The organism is Mycobacterium sp. (assembly GCF_047975165.1).
Lineage (GTDB): Bacteria > Actinomycetota > Actinomycetes > Mycobacteriales > Mycobacteriaceae > Mycobacterium.
The window spans coordinates 14,210-33,807 of record NZ_JBKECZ010000091.1 but is presented as its reverse complement, the minus strand read 5'-3'; the positions used below and the strand labels follow the sequence as shown (position 1 = coordinate 33,807).

Below are 19,598 nucleotides of genomic sequence, written 5' to 3'. Positions count from 1 at the left end.
CTGCTCTAACAGGATGGCTCGGCGGGGATATCCGGCTAGCCCGGCCAGGATCTCGCCGTCGTCCGATAGTTCGCGTTGGGTTGTGCGCAGAAATCCGAATCGGTTCCGGCCAGCAGGACGAAATAGGTCTCCTCACCACTGCCGGTGCTGATGAACGGCGGATACACCCAGCCGCTGTTGCACATCGAGGTGGGCGTACCCCGGGTCGCCTTGCGCCAACCCAACTTGACGCACGCGGACAAAGCGTCGACGTCGGCGACGGCACTCTCGGCGATCACCAGCATGCCGCCGCCCCAGAGCCCGTCATTTCGCCGGTAGGCCCGCGCCCCGAAGCCCGCCCCGTTCTCTTGGCAGCCCAACGCCCGTCGCAACGGCTGGAACACGGTCGCCAGGTCCCGATCCGCCAAACCGGCTGCCGCGGCGATGAATTCAGCCGCATCAGACCCGTCGACCTCCTGGATCGCCGGATTCTCGAAGCTGAACAGCTGCTCCGAGACGGCGTCGGTGTTGCCGCCGTCGCCGATCACGGGCCCGGCGTCGGTGGAGATCATCGGCGGCAGGATGGCCGCGGGGTCGGCGACGGCCGTCGGGGGGGAGATCAGGGGGGAGATCAGGGGGGAGGTCAGGGGGGAGGCAACTGCCCACAGGGCGGCAACCACGGCCAACCGGCGTGCATTCATTGTCATTGGGCCATCTCCGGGGTGTGGTGACCCATTGTAGAAGGCTGTGCGCGCTGGGCGAGGTCGGTCCCGCCGAGCCGCAATCGGGGATGACGAACGGTATCGTCGCGGTATGCGATCGCAGCGAGTGCCGACCTGGCCGGGGTGGATGGCGGCAGATCTCGCGGCAGTCCTGGCGTTCTGCGCCCTCGGGCGCCGCAGCCACGACGAACGCGTGAACGTCACCGGGCTGGCAACCACCGCGTGGCCGTTTCTGAGCGGGACCGCGCTTGGCTGGCTGTTGTCCCGCGGCTGGCGCCGACCCACGGCGGTGGCGCCGACCGGCGTGGTCGTCTGGGTATCGACGGTGGTGTTCGGCATGCTGCTACGCAGGGCCACATCGGCGGGAGTGGCGGCCAGTTTCGTGGGCGTCGCCTCGGCGACGACGGCTGTGCTGCTGCTCGGGTGGCGAGCGGTGGCCACCCGGTTGCTCGGCCGGTGCCCGGCGCGCTGACGCATCACCCGGGGAGTCGGTGCGCTCCGGCTTTCTCCAGCGCCGCGTCGGTGGCCGTGCGCATCGAGCCGCGCCACAGCGGGCCGTGGCCCGGCGCGAGGGCTTCGGCTTCCACCCGCGCCAGCTCGGCCAGGGTTCGGATGCAGTCCGGCTGGCTGTAGCTGAATATCGCCGGAAGCAATTGCGGCCCGTCGTGACGTATCAGCGGATGCCCGGTGATCAACGCGTCGCCGCTGGCCAGCACCCCGTCGACCAGATATGAGCAGTGCCCGTTGGTGTGGCCCGGGCTGAACACCGGCCGTGGTCGGCCGGGCAGGCCCGCCGCGATGTCCGCGGTCAGCGGCAGCACCGTGGGGATGCCATCGCGAACCAGTCCGCCGCTGCGCACCACATGGACCGTCCACACCGCCCAGCGCGGCCGCCAGATGCGCAGTGCCAGATCGAGAATCGACACCTGCTCCAAGTACTCGCGCTTGACGTGCCCCACCTCGTCGGTGTGGCAGTACACCGGGGTGCCGTGCTCGCGGGCGAACCAGATCGCGGTGCCCAAATGGTCGATGTGGGCGTGGGTGAGCAGGATTGCCCGCACATCGCCGGGGGCGTAGCCCAGCTCGCCCAGCGAGTCCAGGACGTCGACCCGGTCGCGCGGATATCCGGCGTCGATCAGCATGACCCCGGTGTCGTCGGTGACCAGCACCCAGTTGACCGCGGGTCCGTGGGCGAGATGAACCTTGTCGGTGACCCGGACCAGCTCCACGTGCCCACCCATGCCGTGGAGTCTAGAGCGATGTCGGGTCGTGACCATGAGGATATGGAGTAGAAAAGAACGGTGACGCAACTGCGACTGGGATACAAGGCGTCTGCGGAACAATTCGCACCGCGCGAACTCGTCGAGCTGGCCGTCCTGGCCGAAGCCCGCGGGATGGACAGCGCGACCGTCAGCGATCACTTCCAGCCGTGGCGGCACGAGGGCGGGCACGCGCCGTTCTCACTGGCCTGGATGACGGCCGTCGGCGAGCGCACCAAGCGGCTGCGGCTGGGGACGTCGGTACTCACCCCGACCTTCCGGTACAACCCAGCGGTGATCGCGCAAGCCTTCGCCACGATGGGTTGCTTGTATCCGGGCCGGGTCTTCCTGGGCGTCGGCACCGGCGAAGCGCTCAACGAGATCGCCACCGGATTCGAGGGCGCCTGGCCGGATTTCAAGGAGCGGTTCGCCCGGTTGCGCGAGTCGGTGCGCCTGATGCGCGAGCTGTGGCGCGGCGACCGCGTCGATTTCGATGGCGACTATTACCGGCTCAGGGGGGCCTCGATCTACGACGTTCCGGACGCCGGCATACCGATCTATGTCGCCGCGGGCGGTCCGGTGGTGGCCAAGTACGCCGGACGTGCCGGTGACGGCTTCATCTGTACCTCGGGCAAGGGTGCGGAACTCTATACCGAGAAGCTGATGCCGGCGGTGGGCGAGGGGGCGGCGGCCGCCGGCCGCGACATCGATGACATCGACCGGATGATCGAGATCAAGATCTCCTACGACCCCGATCCCGAGCAGGCGTTGAACAACACCCGGTTCTGGGCGCCGCTGTCGCTGTCCGCCGAGCAGAAGCACAGTATCGACGACCCGATCGAGATGGAGAGGGCGGCCGACGCGTTGCCGATCGAGCAGATCGCCAAGAGGTGGATCGTGGCCTCGGATCCCGACGAAGCAGTGGAGATGGTCGGCCAATACGTGGCCTGGGGCCTCAACCATCTGGTGTTCCATGCTCCCGGGCATGACCAGCGCCGATTCCTGGAGCTGTTCGAGAGTGACCTCGAACCCAGGTTGCGCCGCCTTGTCTGAGCCGGGGGCGATAGCCAAGTCGATCTACATCGCAGCCCCGGAGGCGGAGACCGGCAAGTCGACGATCGCGCTGGGGCTGCTGCACCGGCTGACCGCCAGGGTGGCGAAGGTTGGTGTGTTCCGGCCGATCACCAGGACCGCCGAAGAGCGCGACTACATGCTGGAACTGTTGCTGGAACACTCCACGGCCGGCCTGCCCTACCAGCAGTGCGTCGGCGTGACCTACCAGCAGCTGCACGACGACAGCGACGCCGCCATGGCGGATATCGCCGAGGCGTATCAGGAAATGGCCGCGCAGTGCGGAGCGGTGGTGATCGTCGGAAGCGATTTCACCGATATCGGAGGGGCTGCCTCTCCGGCCGGCTTTTCGGTCAACGCCCGCATCGCGGTCGACCTCGGTGCGCCCGTGCTGCTGACGGTGCGCGGCGAGGGCCACAACCCGAAGGAAGTCGTCAGTGTCGTGGAGGCGTGCCTGGCGGAGTTGTCGGCGCAACGCGCACATGCGGCGGCGGTGGTGGTCAACCGGTGTGAGCCGGCGGCGCTGACCGACACCCAGGAGGCGCTGCGAGCCTTCACCCCGCGCAGCTACGTGCTCCCCGAGGAGCCGTTGCTGGCCGCGCCCACGGTGGCCGAGTTGGAAGCTGCCCTTGATGGGACGCCGATCAGCGGGGATGCGTCGCTGCGCGACCGCGAGGTGATGGGCGTGATGGTTGCCGGGATGACCGCGGATCATGTGCTGGAACGGCTACGCGACGGCTTTGCGGTGATCACCCCGGGTGACCGTTCGGACGTGGTGCTGGCTCTGGCCAGTGCCCATGCGGCCGAGGGGTTTCCGTCACTGTCGTGCATCGTCCTCAACGGCGGTCTGCAGCTGCACCCGTCGATAGCGGCCCTCGTTGCCGGTCTTCGGCTGCGATTGCCCATCATCACCACCTCGCACGGAACGTTCGCCACCGCCAGTGCCGCGGCTTCGGCTCGCGGACGGATCACTTCGACGTCGCAACGCAAGATCGACACCGCGCTGCAGTTGATGGACCGCCACGTCGACGTCGACGATCTGCTGGCACAACTGGCAATTCCGATTCCGACGGTCACCACACCGAAGATGTTCACCCGCCAGTTGCAGCAGCGGGCCCGGGCCGACCGCAAGCGAATCGTGTTGCCCGAGGGTGACGACGACCGGATCCTGCGGTCTGCCGGCCGGCTGTTGCGGCGTTCGGTCGCGGACTTGACGATTCTGGGCGACGAGGTCCGGGTGCGTGCCCGCGCAGCCGAATTGGGCGTCAGTCTGGACGCCGCGACGGTGATCGACCCCGGTATCAGCGAGCTGCGCGACGGATTCGCCGAACAATATGCCGACTTGCGCAGGTCCAAGGGCATCACCATCGATCATGCTCGTGAAATACTGAATGACGCAACGTATTTCGGCACTATGCTGGTGTACAACGGGTTGGTTGACGGTATGGTTTCCGGCGCTGTGCACACCACGGCGAACACGGTTCGTCCGGCGCTGGAGATCATCCGGACCGTTCCCGACGTCTCCACCGTTTCCAGCATATTTCTGATGTGCCTGCCCGACCGGGTCCTGGCGTACGGCGACTGTGCGATCGTCCCGAACCCCACGCCCGAACAGCTCGCCGATATCGCGATAAGTTCGGCGCGAACTGCCGCGCAATTCGGTATCGAACCGAGGGTGGCGATGCTGTCCTACTCGACCGGGGAATCTGGATCCGGTGTCGACGTCGAAAAGGTCAGAGCGGCAACGGCAATGGTTCGGTCGAGATCGCCGGAGTTACTGGTGGAAGGTCCGATTCAATACGACGCCGCGGTGGATCCCGCGGTGGCGGCGACCAAGACGCGCGACTCGCCGGTAGCGGGCCGGGCCACAGTGCTCATCTTCCCCGACCTCAACACCGGCAACAACACCTACAAAGCCGTGCAGAGGTCTGCCGGAGCCGTTGCCATCGGGCCGGTGCTGCAGGGCCTGCGTAAACCCGTCAACGACCTGTCCCGCGGCGCTCTCGTCGAGGACATCGTCAATACCGTGGCGATCACCGCGATTCAGGCGCAGGTGACCGATGGCTGACCGCCTGGTTCTGGTGATCAATTCCGGCTCGTCGTCGCTGAAGTTCCAACTCGTCGATCCGGACTCCGGGCGGGCACGCGCCGCGGGCCTGGTCGAGCAGATCGGGGAGGCTTCGTCGCCGATCGCAGATCACGACGCCGCCCTGCGCCGCGCCTTCGACATGCTGGCCGACGACGGCATCGACCTGAGTGACTGCGGGTTGGTGGCCGTCGGGCATCGGGTCGTTCACGGCGGCAATCGCTTTCATATGCCTACGGTTCTGGACGACGGGGTGATCGCCGAACTCGAGGAGCTGTCTGCGCTGGCTCCGCTGCACAATCCGCCGGCGTTGTCGGGCATCGAGGTAGCCCGAAGACTACTGCCCGATGTCGCGCACGTGGCGGTCTTCGACACGGCGTTCTTCCACGGCCTTCCTCCCGAGGCTGCGACGTACGCCATCGATCGCGACGTGGCCGAAAGGTGGAGCATCCGCCGGTACGGCTTCCACGGCTCCTCGCATGAATACGTGAGTTTCCAGGCCGCAGAATTCCTGGGCCGGGCGGTGGAGGATGTGAATCAGATTGTGCTGCACCTGGGTAACGGCGCATCGGTGTCGGCGGTAGCGGGCGGGCGTCCGGTGGAGACGTCCATGGGCATGACCCCGCTGGAGGGTCTGGTAATGGGCACCCGCAGCGGCGACATCGATCCGGGCATCATCGGGTACCTGTCGCGCAGCGCGGGAATGAACATCGCCGAGATCGAGTCGATGCTCAACAAGAAGTCCGGGGTGGCGGGCCTGGCCGGCGAGCGTGATTTCCGGAGGTTGCGGGCGAAGATGGACAGCGGCGACGCGGCAGCGAAGTTGGCCTACGACGTGTTTGTCCATCGGTTGCGCAAGTACATCGGGGGGTATCTGGCGGTGTTGGGGCACACCGATGTGCTGAGCTTCACCGCCGGAATAGGCGAGCACGATGCGGCGGTTCGCCGGGATGCCTTGTCCGGCCTGGATGAACTCGGCATCGAGATCGACCGGAACCGCAACGCGACGGGCTCGGGTGCGCGGCGCATCTCCACTGACCGGTCACCGGTGACGGTCCTGGTGGTGCCGACCAACGAAGAACTGGCCATCGCCCGCGACTGCGTGCGAGTCCTGTAGGAGATCCGCTCCGGCGGGTGCGTTCCCGCTCCGTGGCCTGTGGATGGGCGCAGGCGCGGTGTGCGGTAGTCGTGCGAACCTGGCCGGCATGGAAGGACCGTTCGTCGGCAGCCAGGCACTGCGGCTCGGAGTTTTGAACAGGCATCAGTTGCGGACGCGATACCAAGCGGCCCTACCGGATGTATACGTGCCGTCCGGGGTTGTGACCTCGGTCGATCAGCGACTTGCGGCCGCCTGGGTGTGGTCCAGGGCCACGGCGGTCGTCGCGGGTGCGGCGGCTGCGGCGCTGCACGGCGCAAAATGGATCGAACCTGATGTGCCGATCGAGCTGATCTGCCAGAACTCCCGGCCCCCAGCGGGGGTTGTGACCCGCCGTTGGTTGCTCTTGGAAGGGGAAACGCAGCAGGTCCGCGGCCGGGCGGTCACCACGCCCGAGCGCACCGCCTTCGACATCGGCAGGCGAGGTGCACTGCATCCGAGGGTGGCCGGACTGGATGCTCTCGCCGCTGCGAACGGATTCGACGTCGATGCCGTCTTGGACGTCGCTCGGCGGCACCCCCGCGCGCGGGGGCTGCGAGTCGTCCGCGAGCGTAACGTGGTTGCGATTTCGCGCTCCGGATTTCGCTCTGGCGTTACGCTCGCGAGCAAGCGGGCGGGGCGATTCACCACCGCCGACCGCCGACCCCCGACCCCCGACCCCCGGCCCCCGGTCCCGGCCCCGGCCCCGGCCCCGCCCCCGGTCCCCGGCCCCCGACCCCCGGCCCCCGGCGCCCGGCCCCCGAGTAGACGCTGCCCGGGCTCAGAACGTACTCGTGGGCCGCACGGTGTTGGCCATGTCCACCAGGGTGTAGCGATGCCGCTGGGTGGGTGCCACCCGCGCCAGATTGCGCAGCGCCGCCTCGACGCCCAACCGCAGCCCGTGGTCGGTGAACGGAAAGCCGAGGATGTGGTTGGTGTTGGACTCGTTGCTTTGCAGCCAGTCCATCGCACCGCCGAGCACCAGCGCGCGAATCTGCAGTACCCGGGGCTCGGTGGGCGGCAACGCCTCCACGCGCCGCGCGGCGTCGCGAATCTGGTCCTCGCTTATCTCCCCGTGCGAGCGTCCCGACATCAGGGTCACCGCACTGGTCAGCCGGGCCGTGGTGAAGTACCGCGAGCTGGGCGGCACTTCGTCGAGGGTCTGCACCGCTGCGCGACGGTCGCCGCCGGACGACTGTGTCCGCGCCAGTCCGAAAGCCGCGGAGATCACGCCGTCGTGGGTGCGCCACACCGTCCGGTAGAAGTTCCCCTCGTCGGATTCGCCGGCCAACTCCGCGGTTGCGGCCAAGGCCAGCTTGGGGGCGAGCTCACCGGGGAAAGTGTCCAGCACCTCGGTGAAATGCCGGACGGCCAGGTCGTAGTCGCCGGTGAGCAACTCGGCCACCGCCTTGTACCAGACCAGCCGCCACTGCCAGCCGACACGTTGGGAGAGGTCGTTGAGTTTGCGGGTTGCCTTGTCGACGTCGCCCAGGTCCAGCAGGGCGCGGACCTCCATCAGCGGCAGCTCTGCGGAATCGGAGAGGTCCACGCCTTCGGCGTCCAGCGATCCGTGGCGGGCTGCCCGCAGCGAATCCAGGGTCTGCACGGGCTGGGAGAGCACGGTCGCCCGCACCATCGGGGCGGCGACATCGGCCTGATCGACCAGGGGGACCGACAGGGCGGTCACGATCTCCCTGGCCGTCAGCTTCTCCGAATGCACCTGACCGTCCTGGTACACGTCGGTGTGCGCGACCAGCAGATCTACCCCGAACGTCGAGCGGGTGGGGCTGAAGATCGTCGACAGCCCGGGGCGCGGTCTGCCGGTGTCGAGTGCGACGACCTCCCGCAGGACGCCCATCAATTGGCTCGACATCTCCTCGGCGCTGGCGAAACGCCGGCGGGGATCGGGGTCGATGGCGCGCCGCAGCAGCCGTGCGAAGGAGTCGTATTTGGCCAGCACCGGATCGTTGTCGGGCAGGCCGTCGGCGTAGCGGCCCTTGCGGGTGGGCAGCTTCACCGTCAGTGCGGCCAGCGTGCGCCCGACCGTGTAGATGTCGGTGGCGATAGTCGGCCCGGTCCGTACGATCTCCGGGGCCTGGTACCCGGGGGTGCCGTAGAGGTAGCCGAACGAGTTGATCCGAGACACCGCGCCGAGGTCGATCAGCTTGAGCTGCTCCTCGGTAAGCATGATGTTTTCCGGCTTCAGGTCGTTGTAGACCAGGCCCATCGAATGCAGGTAGCCCAGCGCGGGCAGGATTTCCAGGATGTAGCCGATGGCCTCGGCTACCGGCAGCCGCTGGGACTTGCCCTTCTTTGTGCCGTGCTTGAGCGACTGGCCGCCGACGTACTCCATGACGATGTAGCCGACCGGGTCGCCGTTCTTGTCGTTGTGCTCGACGAAGTTGAAGATCTGCACGATCGAGGGATGCACGACTTCGGCGAGGAACTGTCGTTCGGCCATGGCGATCGCCTGCGCCTCGGCGTCACCGGAATGCACCAGGCCTTTGAGCACCACGGGGCGGTCGTTGACGTTGTGGTCGACGGCCAGGTAGATCCAACCCAGTCCGCCGTGCGCGACACACCCCTTGACCTCGTACTGGCCCGCCACGGTATCACCTGGATGCAGTTGCGGGACAAACGAATACGAGCTACCACAGTGCGGGCACCAGCCCTCGGAGGCGCCCTTGCCGTTGGAGTCCGATCGGCCCACCGGGCGTGCGCAGTTCCAGCAGAACCGCTTGGCCTCCGGGACGACCGGCATGGTCATCAGGGCCGTCAGCGGGTCGATGTCCGGCACCCGGGGGATCTCCACCAGCCCGCCGCCGAGTTGTCTCATCGGCGGCAGGGCGCGGGTGGCCATACCGTCCGGCGGCTGGGTGTCGATGATTCCCAGCAGGATGTCTTCGTCCTCGTCGTCGTCGAAATTCGGCCGGAAAACCGCCTGGGTTGCGTGTGGGCGGCCGCCGGTCATCGCGGTCGGACCGGTCAGGACGTCGGCCGGCTGGGTTCCGGGGTATTCGTCGTCCTCGTCCCGATCTTCTTGCCGGTCCGTTGCCGTGGGCCTGCTCATCAGTCCACGTACCTCGGTTCGGGCGGCAAGGGTGCGGGGCCCAGGACCGACAGCCATTTGCGGTACAGGGTGTTCCAGGTCCCGTCCTTACGGATTCGCTCCAGGGTGGCGTTGACGAACCGGACCAGACCGGTGTTGTCGAGGTTGATGCCGATGCCATAGGGCTGATTGGCCATGTTCGGTCCGACGATGTGCAGGTAGGGGTCTTCTTCGACCAGTCCGGCGAGGATGGAGTCGTCGGTGCTGACGGCATCGATCTGGCGCTGCTGGATGGCGACGAGGCAGTCGGCCCAGTTGACCACCGAGACGATCTGCGGCGGTGGAGCGATCTCGCGTATGCGGCGCAGTGAGGTCGTGCCCCGCGCCACGCAGACCCGTTTGCCCGACAAGTCGGACACCTTGCTGATCGCCGAATCCCTTCGGGCCAGGATGCGTTGGTTGGCGTCGAGGTAGACGGTGGAGAAGTTCACCAGCTGGCGGCGTTCGCAGGTGATGGTCATCGTCTTGACGACGATGTCGACCCGCGACTGCTGCAGCGCGGTAATGCGTTCCTCGGCCGATAGGATCCGGTATTCGACCTGCGACGGGTTGCCGAAGATGTCCCGTGCGACCTCGCCGGCGACTCCCACGTCGAAGCCGGTGATCTCGCCGGTGATCGGGTCGCGGAAGCTGAACAGGTTGCTGCCGATGTCCAGGCCGACGATCAGCCGGCCGCGCGCGCGGATGGCGGCCACGGCGGCGTCGGCCTCGGCCTTGTCGGTGAACGGGCGCAGGCTCGCGGTGGGCTTGCAGTTGCGGCGTGTGTCATCCGGTGGCAGCGGAGGTTCGACCGGCATTTCCTGCATGCCGATCGGGGTGGGCAGCGGCAGCGTCGGCGCCACCTCCAACGTCAGCGGTTCGGAATGATTGCAGGCGACCAGCAGGGCCGCCACCGCGATCAGCCCGAGGGCGGTCCGGACGTGGGCGGCGGGCCGCATCATCGGTACTCTTCCAGGCGCGGCCACAGGCCCAGCGCAACCGCGATGGCCGCGCCGATACTCAACACCACGGCGCCGACCTGTGCTCCGGCCAGCCCCCGATGCGCGTTGAGAACGTCCTTGCGCAGCAGATTCCGGCTCTGTGCCATGGCCTTGGTGAGCGCCTCGTCCAGCTTTTCGAAAGCCGGGGTGGCGTCGTCGGGGCCCTTGCCCAGCGCCACCGCGGTTGCGGCACGATAGTTGCCCACCGAAATGTAGGAGTTGATCCGCTCGTTGGCCTGCTGCCAGCGGACCAATAGTTGGTCGGCGCTTTGCAAGTCGGATTTGTCGACGCTGTCCTGCCGTGCGATGTACTGGTCGAGCTGCTGGTGCATGGCGTCGAGACGCTGGTAGAACGCCTGCTTGCGCAGCTCTTCGTCACCGCGGCGGATCAGCGACAACGTCTCGTCGGCGCGGGCCTGCTGAGCCGTGATGGCCAGGTTGGTCACCGTCTTGAGGGACTCCGCGGCAGTGTCTTTGGCACTGCGGCTGGCGGCGGTCGAAATCGTCAGCGCCGTCCCGACCCACGCCACCATGACGAGGATACTGAGGCCGCCGGCGACCAGGCCGGGGTTGATTCGCCGCCGGGTGCGCTGGACCAGCCAGCGGTGCGCGAAGGCGCCGAACATCACGGTGGTGGCGACCACGAGGATCACCGGAGCCGGGATCTTCGTGGACGCGGTGGTTTCGTTGTCCACTCGGGTCGACGTCGCCTCGTACAGCTGCTGTGCATCGGGCAGGATCTGCGACTGCATCAGCCCCGAAGCTTCCGACAGGTACGACGAACCGACGGGGTTGCCGGTGCGGTTGTTGGTGCGCGCGATTTCGACCAGTCCCGAATACACCGCCAGTTCGGCGTTGATCCGGCCCAGCAGGCGCACCTGCGACTCGTCGCTGAGCCCGCTGGATGCCCGGGTTACCGCGATCGCGGCGCCGGTGATGGCTTGCTCGTAGCGTGCCCGGACGTCGCGCGGTTCGGCCTGGGCGATGAATGCGGTCGCGGCGGCCGCGTCGGCCACCGACAGCGTCGTGTAGAGCCGCCCTGCCGCGGAGGCCAGTGGCTCGGTGTGGTCCAGGACGGCGGTCAGTACCCGCTGGCGATGGTTGATGGTGGTCGAGGTGGCGAACGCGCTCGACACACCGAGGATGGCCAGCATGATGCCGATCGTCAGGATGCGGCCGGGTGTGGTGGAGACGAACCACCAGCGCGGGTGGGCGGGCTCGGCGGGCGAGCGGGCCCCCAGCGGCTCGGTCGACGGATGTGCAAGCTCAACCGTCACGTCTGGTCAGACCTCTTTCGCTCGGTTCAAGAACCCGTATAAGCGAAGTCTAAGAGCATATGGCCGCCGATGTGCGCAGGCGGTGCCATTTCCCGCGGTGCATATCCTTGACCGGTGCGCGGCGACGGCGATGGATGGGTGATATCCGAGCGCGGTGCCCACTACTGGGGGCGGTATGGCGCCGCCGGCCTGCTGCTGCGGGCGCCCCGCGGCGACGGCACCCCGGCGGTTCTGCTGCAGCATCGTGCGGTGTGGAGCCATCAGGGCGGCACCTGGGGCCTTCCGGGCGGGGCTCGCGACAGCCATGAGACTTCCGAGCAGACCGCGGTGCGCGAAGCCCGGGAAGAGGCGGGACTCGACGCCGGCCGGGTGAGGGTGCGGGCCGCGGTGGTCACCGCCGAGGTCGCGGGCATGGGCGGTGACCGGTGGAGCTACACGACCGTTGTCGCCGACGCCGGCGACCTGCTGGAGACCGTCCCCAACAGGGAGAGTGCCGAATTGCGCTGGGTCGGTGAGGACGAGGTGGCCGACCTGCCGCTGCATCCGGGTTTCGCCGCGAGCTGGGACGGTTTGCGGACGGCCGTGGTCAGTGTCCCGCTGGATGACCGCGATGAACGGCGCCGCGGCCTGCCCCGCACGGTGGAGATCGAGCCGGGAGTTTTCCTGTGGTGTGTGCCCGGCGATGCCGATGGCGCGGAGTCGCAGCTGAGCCGCAGAGTCACCGGGCTGCTGCAAGCGCCGAGCTGAGTCGCTGGGCTGCCGCGCGCGGGTCGTCGGAGGCGGTGATGGCGCGCACCACCACGATCCGGCGGGCGCCGGCTTCGAGCACCTCTGCCAGCCGCCCGGCGTCGATGCCGCCGATGGCGAACCACGGCTTTTGGTGAGCCGGCTTTCGGTGAGCCGCGGCGGCTGCCGCACGGACGAGCCGCAGCCCGGGTGCCGCCCGGCCGGGCTTGGTGGGGGTGGGCCAGCACGGGCCGACGCAGAAGTAGTCGGCCACCCCGGCGGCGGCCGCGTCGGCTTGGCTTTCACTGTGGCTGGACACGCCCAGCAGCACATCCGGCCCGACGATCTCCCGGGCCGCTGCCAGGGGTAGGTCGCGCTGGCCCAGGTGCAGCACGTCGGCGCCGGCCGCGCGGGCGATGTCGGCACGGTCGTTGACCGCGAACAAGGCTTCGTGCCGCCGGGCCGCCTCGGCCAGGATCTGGCAGGCGGCCAGTTCGTCGAGCGCCTCCAAGGGGCCGAAGCGCTGTTCACCGATCGAGCCCTTGTCGCGCAGCTGGATGACGTCCACCCCGCCGGCCAGGGCGGCGTCGGCGAACTCGGCGAGGTCGCCGCGTTCCCGGCGCGCGTCGGTGCACAGGTACAACCGGGCCCGGTCGAGCCGGGAGGCGAGGCGGGTGTGCTGCACATCGCGACGTTAGCGCGCTAGCGTGGACACCGAAGAACACGGGAGTCCCGGGTCGATCAGCGGGGCTGAGAGTGGGCGCTGCGAGTCGCATCCCGGTTTGCGACTCGGACCGGCCTTTACCGTCACACCTGATCCGGGTCATGCCGGCGAAGGGAGCGCAGGAATGTCGATCGGCGACTCGCTGGCCGTCGTGGGCGGGGGCGTCATCGGGCTGTCGGTGGCACGTCGCGCTGCTCAAGCCGGGTTCTCGGTGACGGTGCACCGCGGCGAAGAGCGGGGTGCGTCGTGGGTCGCCGGCGGCATGCTGGCTCCGCACAGCGAGGGATGGCCGGGTGAGGAGCGGCTGCTGCGGCTGGGTCTGGAGTCGTTGCGGATGTGGCGGGACAGCGGTTTCCTCGACGGTCTGGATCCGGCGGTGGTGACGGCCCGCGAGTCCCTGGTGGTAGGGGTCGACCGGGCCGATATCGCCGACGTGCGAACGGTGGCCGATTGGCTGTCGGCCCAGGGGCACCCGGTGGTGTGGGAGCCGGCGGCCGGCGATGTCGAACCCTTACTGGCACAAGGTATCCGCCAGGGGTTTCGGGCGCTGACCGAGCTGGCCGTGGACAACCGGGCCGTTCTCGACGGGCTGGATCGGGCCTGCGAACGCCGCGGTGTCCGCTGGGCGGGTCCGGTTGCCGGTCTGGCGGACGTTTTCGCCGCGGGCGCCTGCACCGTGGTGATCGCCAACGGTATCGACGCGCCGTCGTTGTGGCCCGGGCTGCCGGTACGTCCGGTGAAGGGCGAGGTGCTGCGTCTGCGTTGGCGGAAGGGCTGTATGCCCTTGCCGCAGAGGGTTGTTCGGGCCCGGGTGCATGGGCGTCAGGTGTACCTGGTGCCGCGGTCGGACGGGGTGGTCGTCGGGGCCACCCAATATGAGCACGGCCGCGACACGGCCCCGGCGGTATCGGGGGTACGGGACCTTCTTGAGGACGCGTGCGCGGTGATGCCCGCGCTCGGGGAGTACGAGTTCGTCGAGTGCCTGGCCGGGTTGCGCCCGATGACGCCGGACAACCTGCCGATCGTGCGGCGGCTCGATGAGCGGACACTGGTTGCCACCGGCCATGGCCGCTCCGGGTTCCTGCTGGCGCCGTGGACGGCCGAGCAGGTGGTGTGCGAACTGATGGCGCCGGAGGCCCGCCGATGATCGTGGTAGTCAACGACCGACCCGTCGAAGTCGAGGGGCATATCAGCGTGGGTGCGCTGCTGGCGTCCATGGGATTTCCCGACCGTGGCGTAGCGGTGGCGGTGGATTCCGCTGTGCTGCCGCGATCGGAATGGGTGAGAAGGATTTCGGAATTGCCGAGCCCGGTGCGGCTCGAGGTGGTGACGGCGGTGCAGGGTGGCTGACGAATTGACTATCGCGGGCCGGAGTTTCAGCTCCCGGCTCATCATGGGAACCGGCGGTGCCGGGAATCTGGCGGCGCTGCAGGACGCGCTGGTCGCCTCGGGCACCGAGTTGACCACGGTCGCGATCCGCCGGGTCGACACCGAGGGCGGAACCGGGCTGCTCGACTTGCTCGGCCGGCTGGGCATCGCTGTGCTGCCGAACACGGCCGGTTGTCGCGCCGCCGCCGAGGCGGTGCTGACGGCACAGCTCGCCCGCGAGGCGCTGAACACCAACTGGGTGAAACTCGAGGTGATCGCGGACGAGCGGACACTTCTTCCGGATGCGGTCGAATTGGTCAGGGCGGCAGAGCAATTGGTTGACGACGGCTTCGTGGTTCTGCCGTACACCAATGACGACCCGGTGTTGGCCAGACACCTCGAAGACATCGGTTGCGCGGCGGTGATGCCACTCGGAGCGCCGATCGGCACCGGACTGGGGATCACCAACCCGCACAACATCGAGATGATCGTGAACCGGGCGGGTGTCCCGGTGGTGCTGGACGCGGGGATCGGAACCGCCAGCGATGCGGCGCTGGCCATGGAGCTGGGTTGCGACGCGGTGCTGCTGGCCACCGCGGTAACCCGGGCGTCGGATCCGGCGATGATGGCGGCGGCTATGGCGGCAGCCGTGCACGCCGGGTACCTGGCGCAGCGTGCCGGCCGGATTCCCAAGCGATTCTGGGCACAGGCCTCCAGCCCTGATCGCTGACGAAACCCATGGTGAGCCCCACGGGGCGTCAACCGAACCGGCGGGATCAGCCCTTGATGCGCCACCAGTTGTAGAGGGCCCGCACGTCGACGTTCTGCCCGCGAATGTAGCTCAACACGTTCTTGGCCTCGGTGGTCCAGATGATTTCGGCGGCGTCCTGGAACGTACCGCAGGCGACCTTCCCGGCCGCGGCGCCGGTACTGCCCAGGCGCCAGGTGGTCGGCGACTGTTCGGTGTCGCCGCAGGTGGTCAGGCTCTCGTTCTGGATGGCGGCGCTGAACCCGTTTCTGAGGCTGGTGACGTCGCTGTAGAGCAGGTAGGTGGCCATGGCCGGTCCGGAGCCGTCGGAATTCTGCCCACAGCTCAAAGCGACGACGACGCCCGGGGGCGGGGGTTCTTCGGGGCCGCAGTTGCTCATGGAGTAGCCCCTGGACAGTGCATCGGCGAGGATGTCCTGGGGGTCGGGGGCAGGGGCAGGGGCAGGCGGCGGTTCCGGGTCGGCACCGACGGTGGCTATGCCTGCGCAGCCGGCGCCCCCCACGAGTGCCGCGCACGCGACGGCGCGCAGCACGGTCACCAGAGCAGACATCTGATCTCCTTGCCGGTTCGCCGGACGGCGGCGCCGCTTTCCCGATAGGGGGGCTGTTCTCGGGTAGGGTTGGCGCCGCTGCACGCCAGCATACTTTTCGTGGTCCGGGAGGAATCATGACGCAACCGCCGTCGCCGGGTTACCCTCCGCCGCAGCCTCCCGTCGGGCCGCTGCCCGACAGCTACCTGGTGGCCTCCATCCTGGCAACCCTGTTCTGCTGTCCTCCCCTGGGCATTGTGGCGATTTTCAAGTCCACCCAGGTGAACAAGTTGTGGGCACAGGGACGCTATGCCGAAGCGCAGGCGTCGGCCGACAGTGCGAAGAAGTTGGCGCTGTGGTCGGTCGCCGTGGGTGTCGTCTTCGGTGTCGTCTACTGGATCTTCGTCGCCAAGAGTGCGTTGACCGCCGACGCAAGTGCCGCGATGGCGGCCTTCGATCTGGTGAACCCGCTCTGACGAACCCGCTGACCAGCCGCGGCCGATTCTGCCGGCGTGGCCGCACCTGGGTATAGACGGTTGCTGCGCGTCGTGCCGGGGGCCACCGGGCCGATCTGGTCTAATCTGGGCGCGATGCTGAACAATTCGAAGGCGATTCCGGCCGCGCCGGCCGTCCGGGTGGTCGTTGCGGTCGTCGCTGCGGTATTCGCCCTGACCGCAACGGGCTGCGGCCTCGGGGCCGGCCAGTCGCAGTCGACCGGGGCCAAGCCGCCGGCGGCCGAGTTCGCTGCCCTGATGCGGAAGAAGGTCACCGCCGACGCAATGCTGGTGCACCTGCGCAAGCTGCAGGAGATCGCCGACGCCAACAACGGCACCCGTGCCGTGGGGACTTCCGGCTATGAAGCCAGTGTCGACTATGTCGTCCAGACACTGCGCGACAGTGGTTTCGACGTGCAGACACCGGAGTTCTCCGCGCACGTGTTTCACGCGGAAAAGGGTTCGGTGACGGTCGGCGACCTGACGGTGGAGGCGCGCGCGCTGGAGTTCAGCCCGGGCACCGACGGCGAGGGTGTGACAGGGCCGCTGGTGCTGGCCCGGGAGGAGGACAGCCCGGGATGCACGCCGGAGGATTACGACGGACTGCCCACCAAGGGCGCGGTGGTGGTGGTGGATCGCGGATCCTGCCGGTTCTCGGTGAAAGTGGACGCCGCCGCCAACCGCGGTGCCGCAGCCCTGATTATCGTCGACAACGTCGATGAGGAATCGATGGGCGGCACGCTCGGGGCAACCACCGACGTGAAGATACCGGTGGTCAGCGTCACCAAGTCCGTCGGTTATCAGCTGCGGGCGAAGTCCGGGCCGGCGACGGTCAAGATCACCGCCAACACCCAGGTATTCAAGGCCCGCAATGTAATTGCGCAGACCAAGACCGGATCGCAGACCGACGTGGTGATGGCCGGAGCGCATTTGGACAGTGTCCCGGAGGGGCCGGGCATCAACGACAACGGATCCGGGGTGGCCGCGGTATTGGAAACCGCTGTGCAGCTTGGTAGTTCACCCCCGGTGGCCAACGCGGTCCGGGTCGGGTTCTGGGGCGCCGAGGAATTGGGGCTCATCGGATCGCGCAACTACGTCACCTCGCTGGACCTCGAGGACCTCAAGAGCATTGCGCTCTACCTCAACTTCGACATGCTCGCGTCGCCCAATCCGGGTTACTTCACCTACGACGGCGACCAGTCGCTGCCGCTGGATGCCCGTGGCCGTCCGGTCGTGCCCGAAGGTTCGGCGGGGATCGAGCGGATGCTGGTCGACTACCTAAGGCGCTCGGGTAAGACCGCACAGGACACCTCGTTCGACGGTCGATCCGACTACGACGGGTTCACCCTGGCGGGTATTCCCTCCGGCGGGCTGTTCTCGGGCGCGGAGGCCAAGAAGTCCCCCGAACAGGCCAAGCTGTGGGGCGGAACCCCCGATGAGGCCTTCGACCCCAACTATCACCAGAAGAGCGACGACCTCGAACACCTCGACCGCACCTCGCTGGCAATCCAGGGCGGCGGTGTCGCGTACGCCGTGGGCCTGTACGCGCAGGACGTGGGGGGCAGGAACGGCGTTCCGGCGGCGGCGGAGCGTACCCGGCACGTGCTCGATCAGCCCTGAGCCCCCGACCGGTCGTGGGATCGTTTGGCGACGTCGGCCGCCGTCTTTAGAATATTGGTCTCAGGTACGCACCGGCTGGGACGAGGTTGGTCTGATGAAGTTGCGCACGTGGCGAACGTTCCCTTCGATACGGGCGGTGCAGGTCCCGTTCGGCACCTCGATGGGAGTGCTGCTGAGTGCGCTGCTGGTGGTCGTCGGGTGTTCGACGACAGTTGCGGGCCGCGCGGTGTCGGGCCTCAACGATCCGTTCCGGGTGGGTGGCCTGCCGGCGACCGACGGACCCAGCGGAAGCCGGCCGACTGGGCCCGAGCCCACCGGAACGGTGCTCAACACCGATAACGGGCCCATCGACAGGCTGGCTCTGCTGTCGGTCAACGACATCTCCGGATACTGGCAGGCGAACTACGCCTCACAGTTGCCCGGGTCGTTCCGGCCGGTCGGCAAGCTGGTGTCGTTCGACTCCGAGGATCCAGACGGGCCGACGGTCTGCCACAACCAGTCGTACGACTTCGTCAACGCCTTCTTCACATCGCGCTGCAACATGATCGCCTGGGATCGCGGGGTGTTCATGGCCGTCGCACAGAAGTACTTCGGCGATATGGCGATAAACGCGGTGCTGGCCCACGAATTCGGGCACGCGCTGCAACGGATGGCCAAGCTGGCCACCGGCGAGGACCCCACCATCGTCCGCGAACAGCAAGCCGATTGCCTGGCCGGCGTGTACATGTACCACGTGGCCGCCGGCAAGTCCCCGCGCTTCACGATCAGCACCGGCGACGGTCTGGACCATGTACTCGCCGGGATCATCACCACCCGCGATCCGACCATGGACGCCGATAACGTGGTAGATGACGAGCACGGGTCGGCGCTGGATCGGGTCAGTGCCTTCCAAATGGGCTTCATCACCGGAACCCAGGCCTGCACCAGGATCGATGAAGCCGAGGTGGAGCAGCGTCGCGGCGATCTTCCCACCGCCCTGCGGGTCGAATCAGGCGGATCCGCGGAGACCGGCGAGATCCCCCTCAACGAAGAGACGTTGAACACGCTGATGGAATTGATGGGCGTGATCTTCTCGCCCAAGAATCCGCCGACGCTGTCGCGCAGGCCAGGCGGTTGTCCCGATGCGAAGGACTCTCCGCCGGCGTCCTACTGCCCGGCCACCAACACCATCGCGGTCGATCTGCCGGCCCTGGTGACAATGGGCAGGGTGGCCGATGAAGCTCAGCACACCCTGCCGCAGGGTGATGACACCGCGTTGTCGATCGTGATGTCGAGATATGCACTCGCCGTGCAGCACGAGCGCGGTCTGCCCATGAAGGGCCCGTGGACCGCGCTGCGCACGGCCTGCCTTACCGGCGTCGCACACCGCAAGATGGCCGAGGACGCCGACCTGCCGTCGGGCAACTCGCTGGTGCTGTCCGCGGGTGACCTCAACGAAGCCGTGGCCGGCCTGCTCACCAACCGCATGGTCGCCAGCGACGCCGACGGCACCACTGTGCCCGCCGGGTTCACCCGCATCGCCGCGTTCCGGGCCGGTGTGGTGGGGGACGAGGCCGGCTGCTACCAGCGCTTCCCTCGCTGATCGGGCCCGCCCGCGTTGCAGGCATGCCTGCACGATGGGCATAGAGTCGGTGGCCGTGACGGAACTGCCGCCGGGCTACCCAATGCCGCCACCCGGAGGGGGCTACGGCCTGACTTTGGACACGGTCTCCGAGATTCCGCTTGCTCGCGAGCGTAACGCCAGGGCGAA

18 protein-coding genes and 1 riboswitch are annotated in these 19,598 nt (G+C 67.9%); of the genes, 11 read left to right on the top strand and 7 right to left on the bottom strand.

What is annotated here, in order from left to right:
- Window positions 1-35: 35 nt before the first annotated feature.
- Window positions 36-686 carry a hypothetical protein gene (locus tag ACK5M9_RS09590; protein ID WP_416892934.1) on the bottom strand — a complete coding sequence of 217 codons (651 nt, stop codon included), beginning with the start codon at window positions 684-686 and terminating at the stop codon, window positions 36-38.
- Between the two features lie 106 nt (window positions 687-792).
- Between ACK5M9_RS09590 and ACK5M9_RS09585 the strand changes: the two genes are divergently transcribed.
- The gene (locus ACK5M9_RS09585; RefSeq protein WP_416892933.1) at window positions 793-1,173 is read left to right on the top strand and encodes a DUF3054 domain-containing protein; all 381 of its coding nucleotides are present in this window, start codon (window positions 793-795) and stop codon (window positions 1,171-1,173) included.
- A 4-nt stretch (window positions 1,174-1,177) separates the two neighbouring features.
- Here the strand turns inward: ACK5M9_RS09585 and ACK5M9_RS09580 are convergent, their stop codons facing one another.
- A complete protein-coding gene (locus tag ACK5M9_RS09580; protein WP_416892932.1) occupies window positions 1,178-1,942 on the bottom strand; it encodes an MBL fold metallo-hydrolase in 765 nt (254 codons plus the stop codon).
- A gap of 60 nt (window positions 1,943-2,002) precedes the next feature.
- Here ACK5M9_RS09580 and fgd point away from each other — a divergent pair, with 60 nt between their 5' ends.
- Genes fgd through ACK5M9_RS09565 form a run of 3 tightly spaced genes read left to right on the top strand, consistent with a single transcriptional unit; the run spans window position 2,003 to window position 6,234 of the window.
- The gene (gene fgd / locus ACK5M9_RS09575; RefSeq protein ID WP_416892931.1) at window positions 2,003-3,013 is read left to right on the top strand and encodes a glucose-6-phosphate dehydrogenase (coenzyme-F420); all 1,011 of its coding nucleotides are present in this window, start codon (window positions 2,003-2,005) and stop codon (window positions 3,011-3,013) included.
- 10 nt (window positions 3,014-3,023) lie between these two features.
- Entirely contained in the window at window positions 3,024-5,099 is a 2,076-nt protein-coding gene (gene pta / locus ACK5M9_RS09570) for a phosphate acetyltransferase (protein WP_416892946.1), read from the top strand.
- Window positions 5,092-6,234, top strand: a complete 1,143-nt coding sequence (locus ACK5M9_RS09565) for an acetate kinase (protein ID WP_416892930.1) — start codon at window positions 5,092-5,094, stop codon at window positions 6,232-6,234. The genes pta and ACK5M9_RS09565 overlap by 8 nt, the downstream gene beginning before the upstream one ends.
- A 799-nt stretch (window positions 6,235-7,033) precedes the next feature.
- Here the strand turns inward: ACK5M9_RS09565 and ACK5M9_RS09560 are convergent.
- The 3 genes from ACK5M9_RS09560 to glnX are packed head-to-tail and all read right to left on the bottom strand — an operon-like array spanning window position 7,034 to window position 11,618.
- Complete coding sequence (locus ACK5M9_RS09560) at window positions 7,034-9,322, bottom strand: serine/threonine-protein kinase PknG (protein ID WP_416892929.1); 2,289 nt, start codon at window positions 9,320-9,322, stop codon at window positions 7,034-7,036.
- Window positions 9,322-10,302, bottom strand: a complete 981-nt coding sequence (locus ACK5M9_RS09555) for a glutamate ABC transporter substrate-binding protein (RefSeq protein ID WP_416892928.1) — start codon at window positions 10,300-10,302, stop codon at window positions 9,322-9,324. Before ACK5M9_RS09555 ends, ACK5M9_RS09560 begins: the two co-directional genes overlap by 1 nt.
- Window positions 10,299-11,618: a protein kinase G-activating protein GlnX gene (gene glnX / locus ACK5M9_RS09550; RefSeq protein ID WP_416892927.1), complete on the bottom strand. Its 1,320-nt coding sequence runs from the start codon at window positions 11,616-11,618 to the stop codon at window positions 10,299-10,301. Before glnX ends, ACK5M9_RS09555 begins: the two co-directional genes overlap by 4 nt.
- Window positions 11,619-11,732: 114 nt before the next feature.
- Between glnX and ACK5M9_RS09545 the strand changes: the two genes are divergently transcribed.
- A complete protein-coding gene (locus ACK5M9_RS09545; protein ID WP_416892926.1) occupies window positions 11,733-12,365 on the top strand; it encodes an NUDIX hydrolase in 633 nt (210 codons plus the stop codon).
- Here ACK5M9_RS09545 and thiE read toward each other — a convergent pair.
- Window positions 12,337-13,029, bottom strand: coding sequence for a thiamine phosphate synthase (thiE, locus tag ACK5M9_RS09540; protein WP_416892925.1), 693 nt, complete (start codon window positions 13,027-13,029; stop codon window positions 12,337-12,339). The genes ACK5M9_RS09545 and thiE overlap by 29 nt on opposite strands.
- 28 nt (window positions 13,030-13,057) lie before the next feature.
- A riboswitch (TPP riboswitch) is annotated at window positions 13,058-13,201 on the top strand.
- On the opposite strand from thiE, the gene thiO reads away from it, so the two are divergent.
- The 3 genes from thiO (at window position 13,193) to ACK5M9_RS09525 (ending at window position 15,166) form a co-directional block, all read left to right on the top strand.
- Window positions 13,193-14,215 (top strand): glycine oxidase ThiO, encoded by a 1,023-nt coding sequence (thiO, locus tag ACK5M9_RS09535; RefSeq protein WP_416892924.1) that lies wholly within the window; start codon window positions 13,193-13,195, stop codon window positions 14,213-14,215. It overlaps the preceding riboswitch by 9 nt.
- Window positions 14,212-14,418 (top strand): sulfur carrier protein ThiS, encoded by a 207-nt coding sequence (gene thiS / locus ACK5M9_RS09530; protein ID WP_416892923.1) that lies wholly within the window; start codon window positions 14,212-14,214, stop codon window positions 14,416-14,418. Before thiO ends, thiS begins: the two co-directional genes overlap by 4 nt.
- Entirely contained in the window at window positions 14,411-15,166 is a 756-nt protein-coding gene (locus tag ACK5M9_RS09525) for a thiazole synthase (RefSeq protein ID WP_416892922.1), read from the top strand. Before thiS ends, ACK5M9_RS09525 begins: the two co-directional genes overlap by 8 nt.
- Before the next feature lie 46 nt (window positions 15,167-15,212).
- Here ACK5M9_RS09525 and ACK5M9_RS09520 read toward each other — a convergent pair whose 3' ends face one another.
- Entirely contained in the window at window positions 15,213-15,755 is a 543-nt protein-coding gene (locus tag ACK5M9_RS09520; RefSeq protein ID WP_416892921.1) for a serine/threonine protein kinase, read from the bottom strand.
- 116 nt (window positions 15,756-15,871) lie between these two features.
- On the opposite strand from ACK5M9_RS09520, the gene ACK5M9_RS09515 reads away from it, so the two are divergent.
- The 3 genes from ACK5M9_RS09515 (at window position 15,872) to ACK5M9_RS09505 (ending at window position 19,430) form a co-directional block, all read left to right on the top strand.
- A complete protein-coding gene (locus ACK5M9_RS09515) occupies window positions 15,872-16,210 on the top strand; it encodes a CD225/dispanin family protein (RefSeq protein WP_416892920.1) in 339 nt (112 codons plus the stop codon).
- 114 nt (window positions 16,211-16,324) lie between these two features.
- Complete coding sequence (locus ACK5M9_RS09510; protein ID WP_416892919.1) at window positions 16,325-17,848, top strand: M28 family metallopeptidase; 1,524 nt, start codon at window positions 16,325-16,327, stop codon at window positions 17,846-17,848.
- A 160-nt stretch (window positions 17,849-18,008) separates the two neighbouring features.
- Entirely contained in the window at window positions 18,009-19,430 is a 1,422-nt protein-coding gene (locus tag ACK5M9_RS09505) for a peptidase (RefSeq protein WP_416892945.1), read from the top strand.
- The last annotated feature ends 168 nt before the right edge of the window (window positions 19,431-19,598 follow it).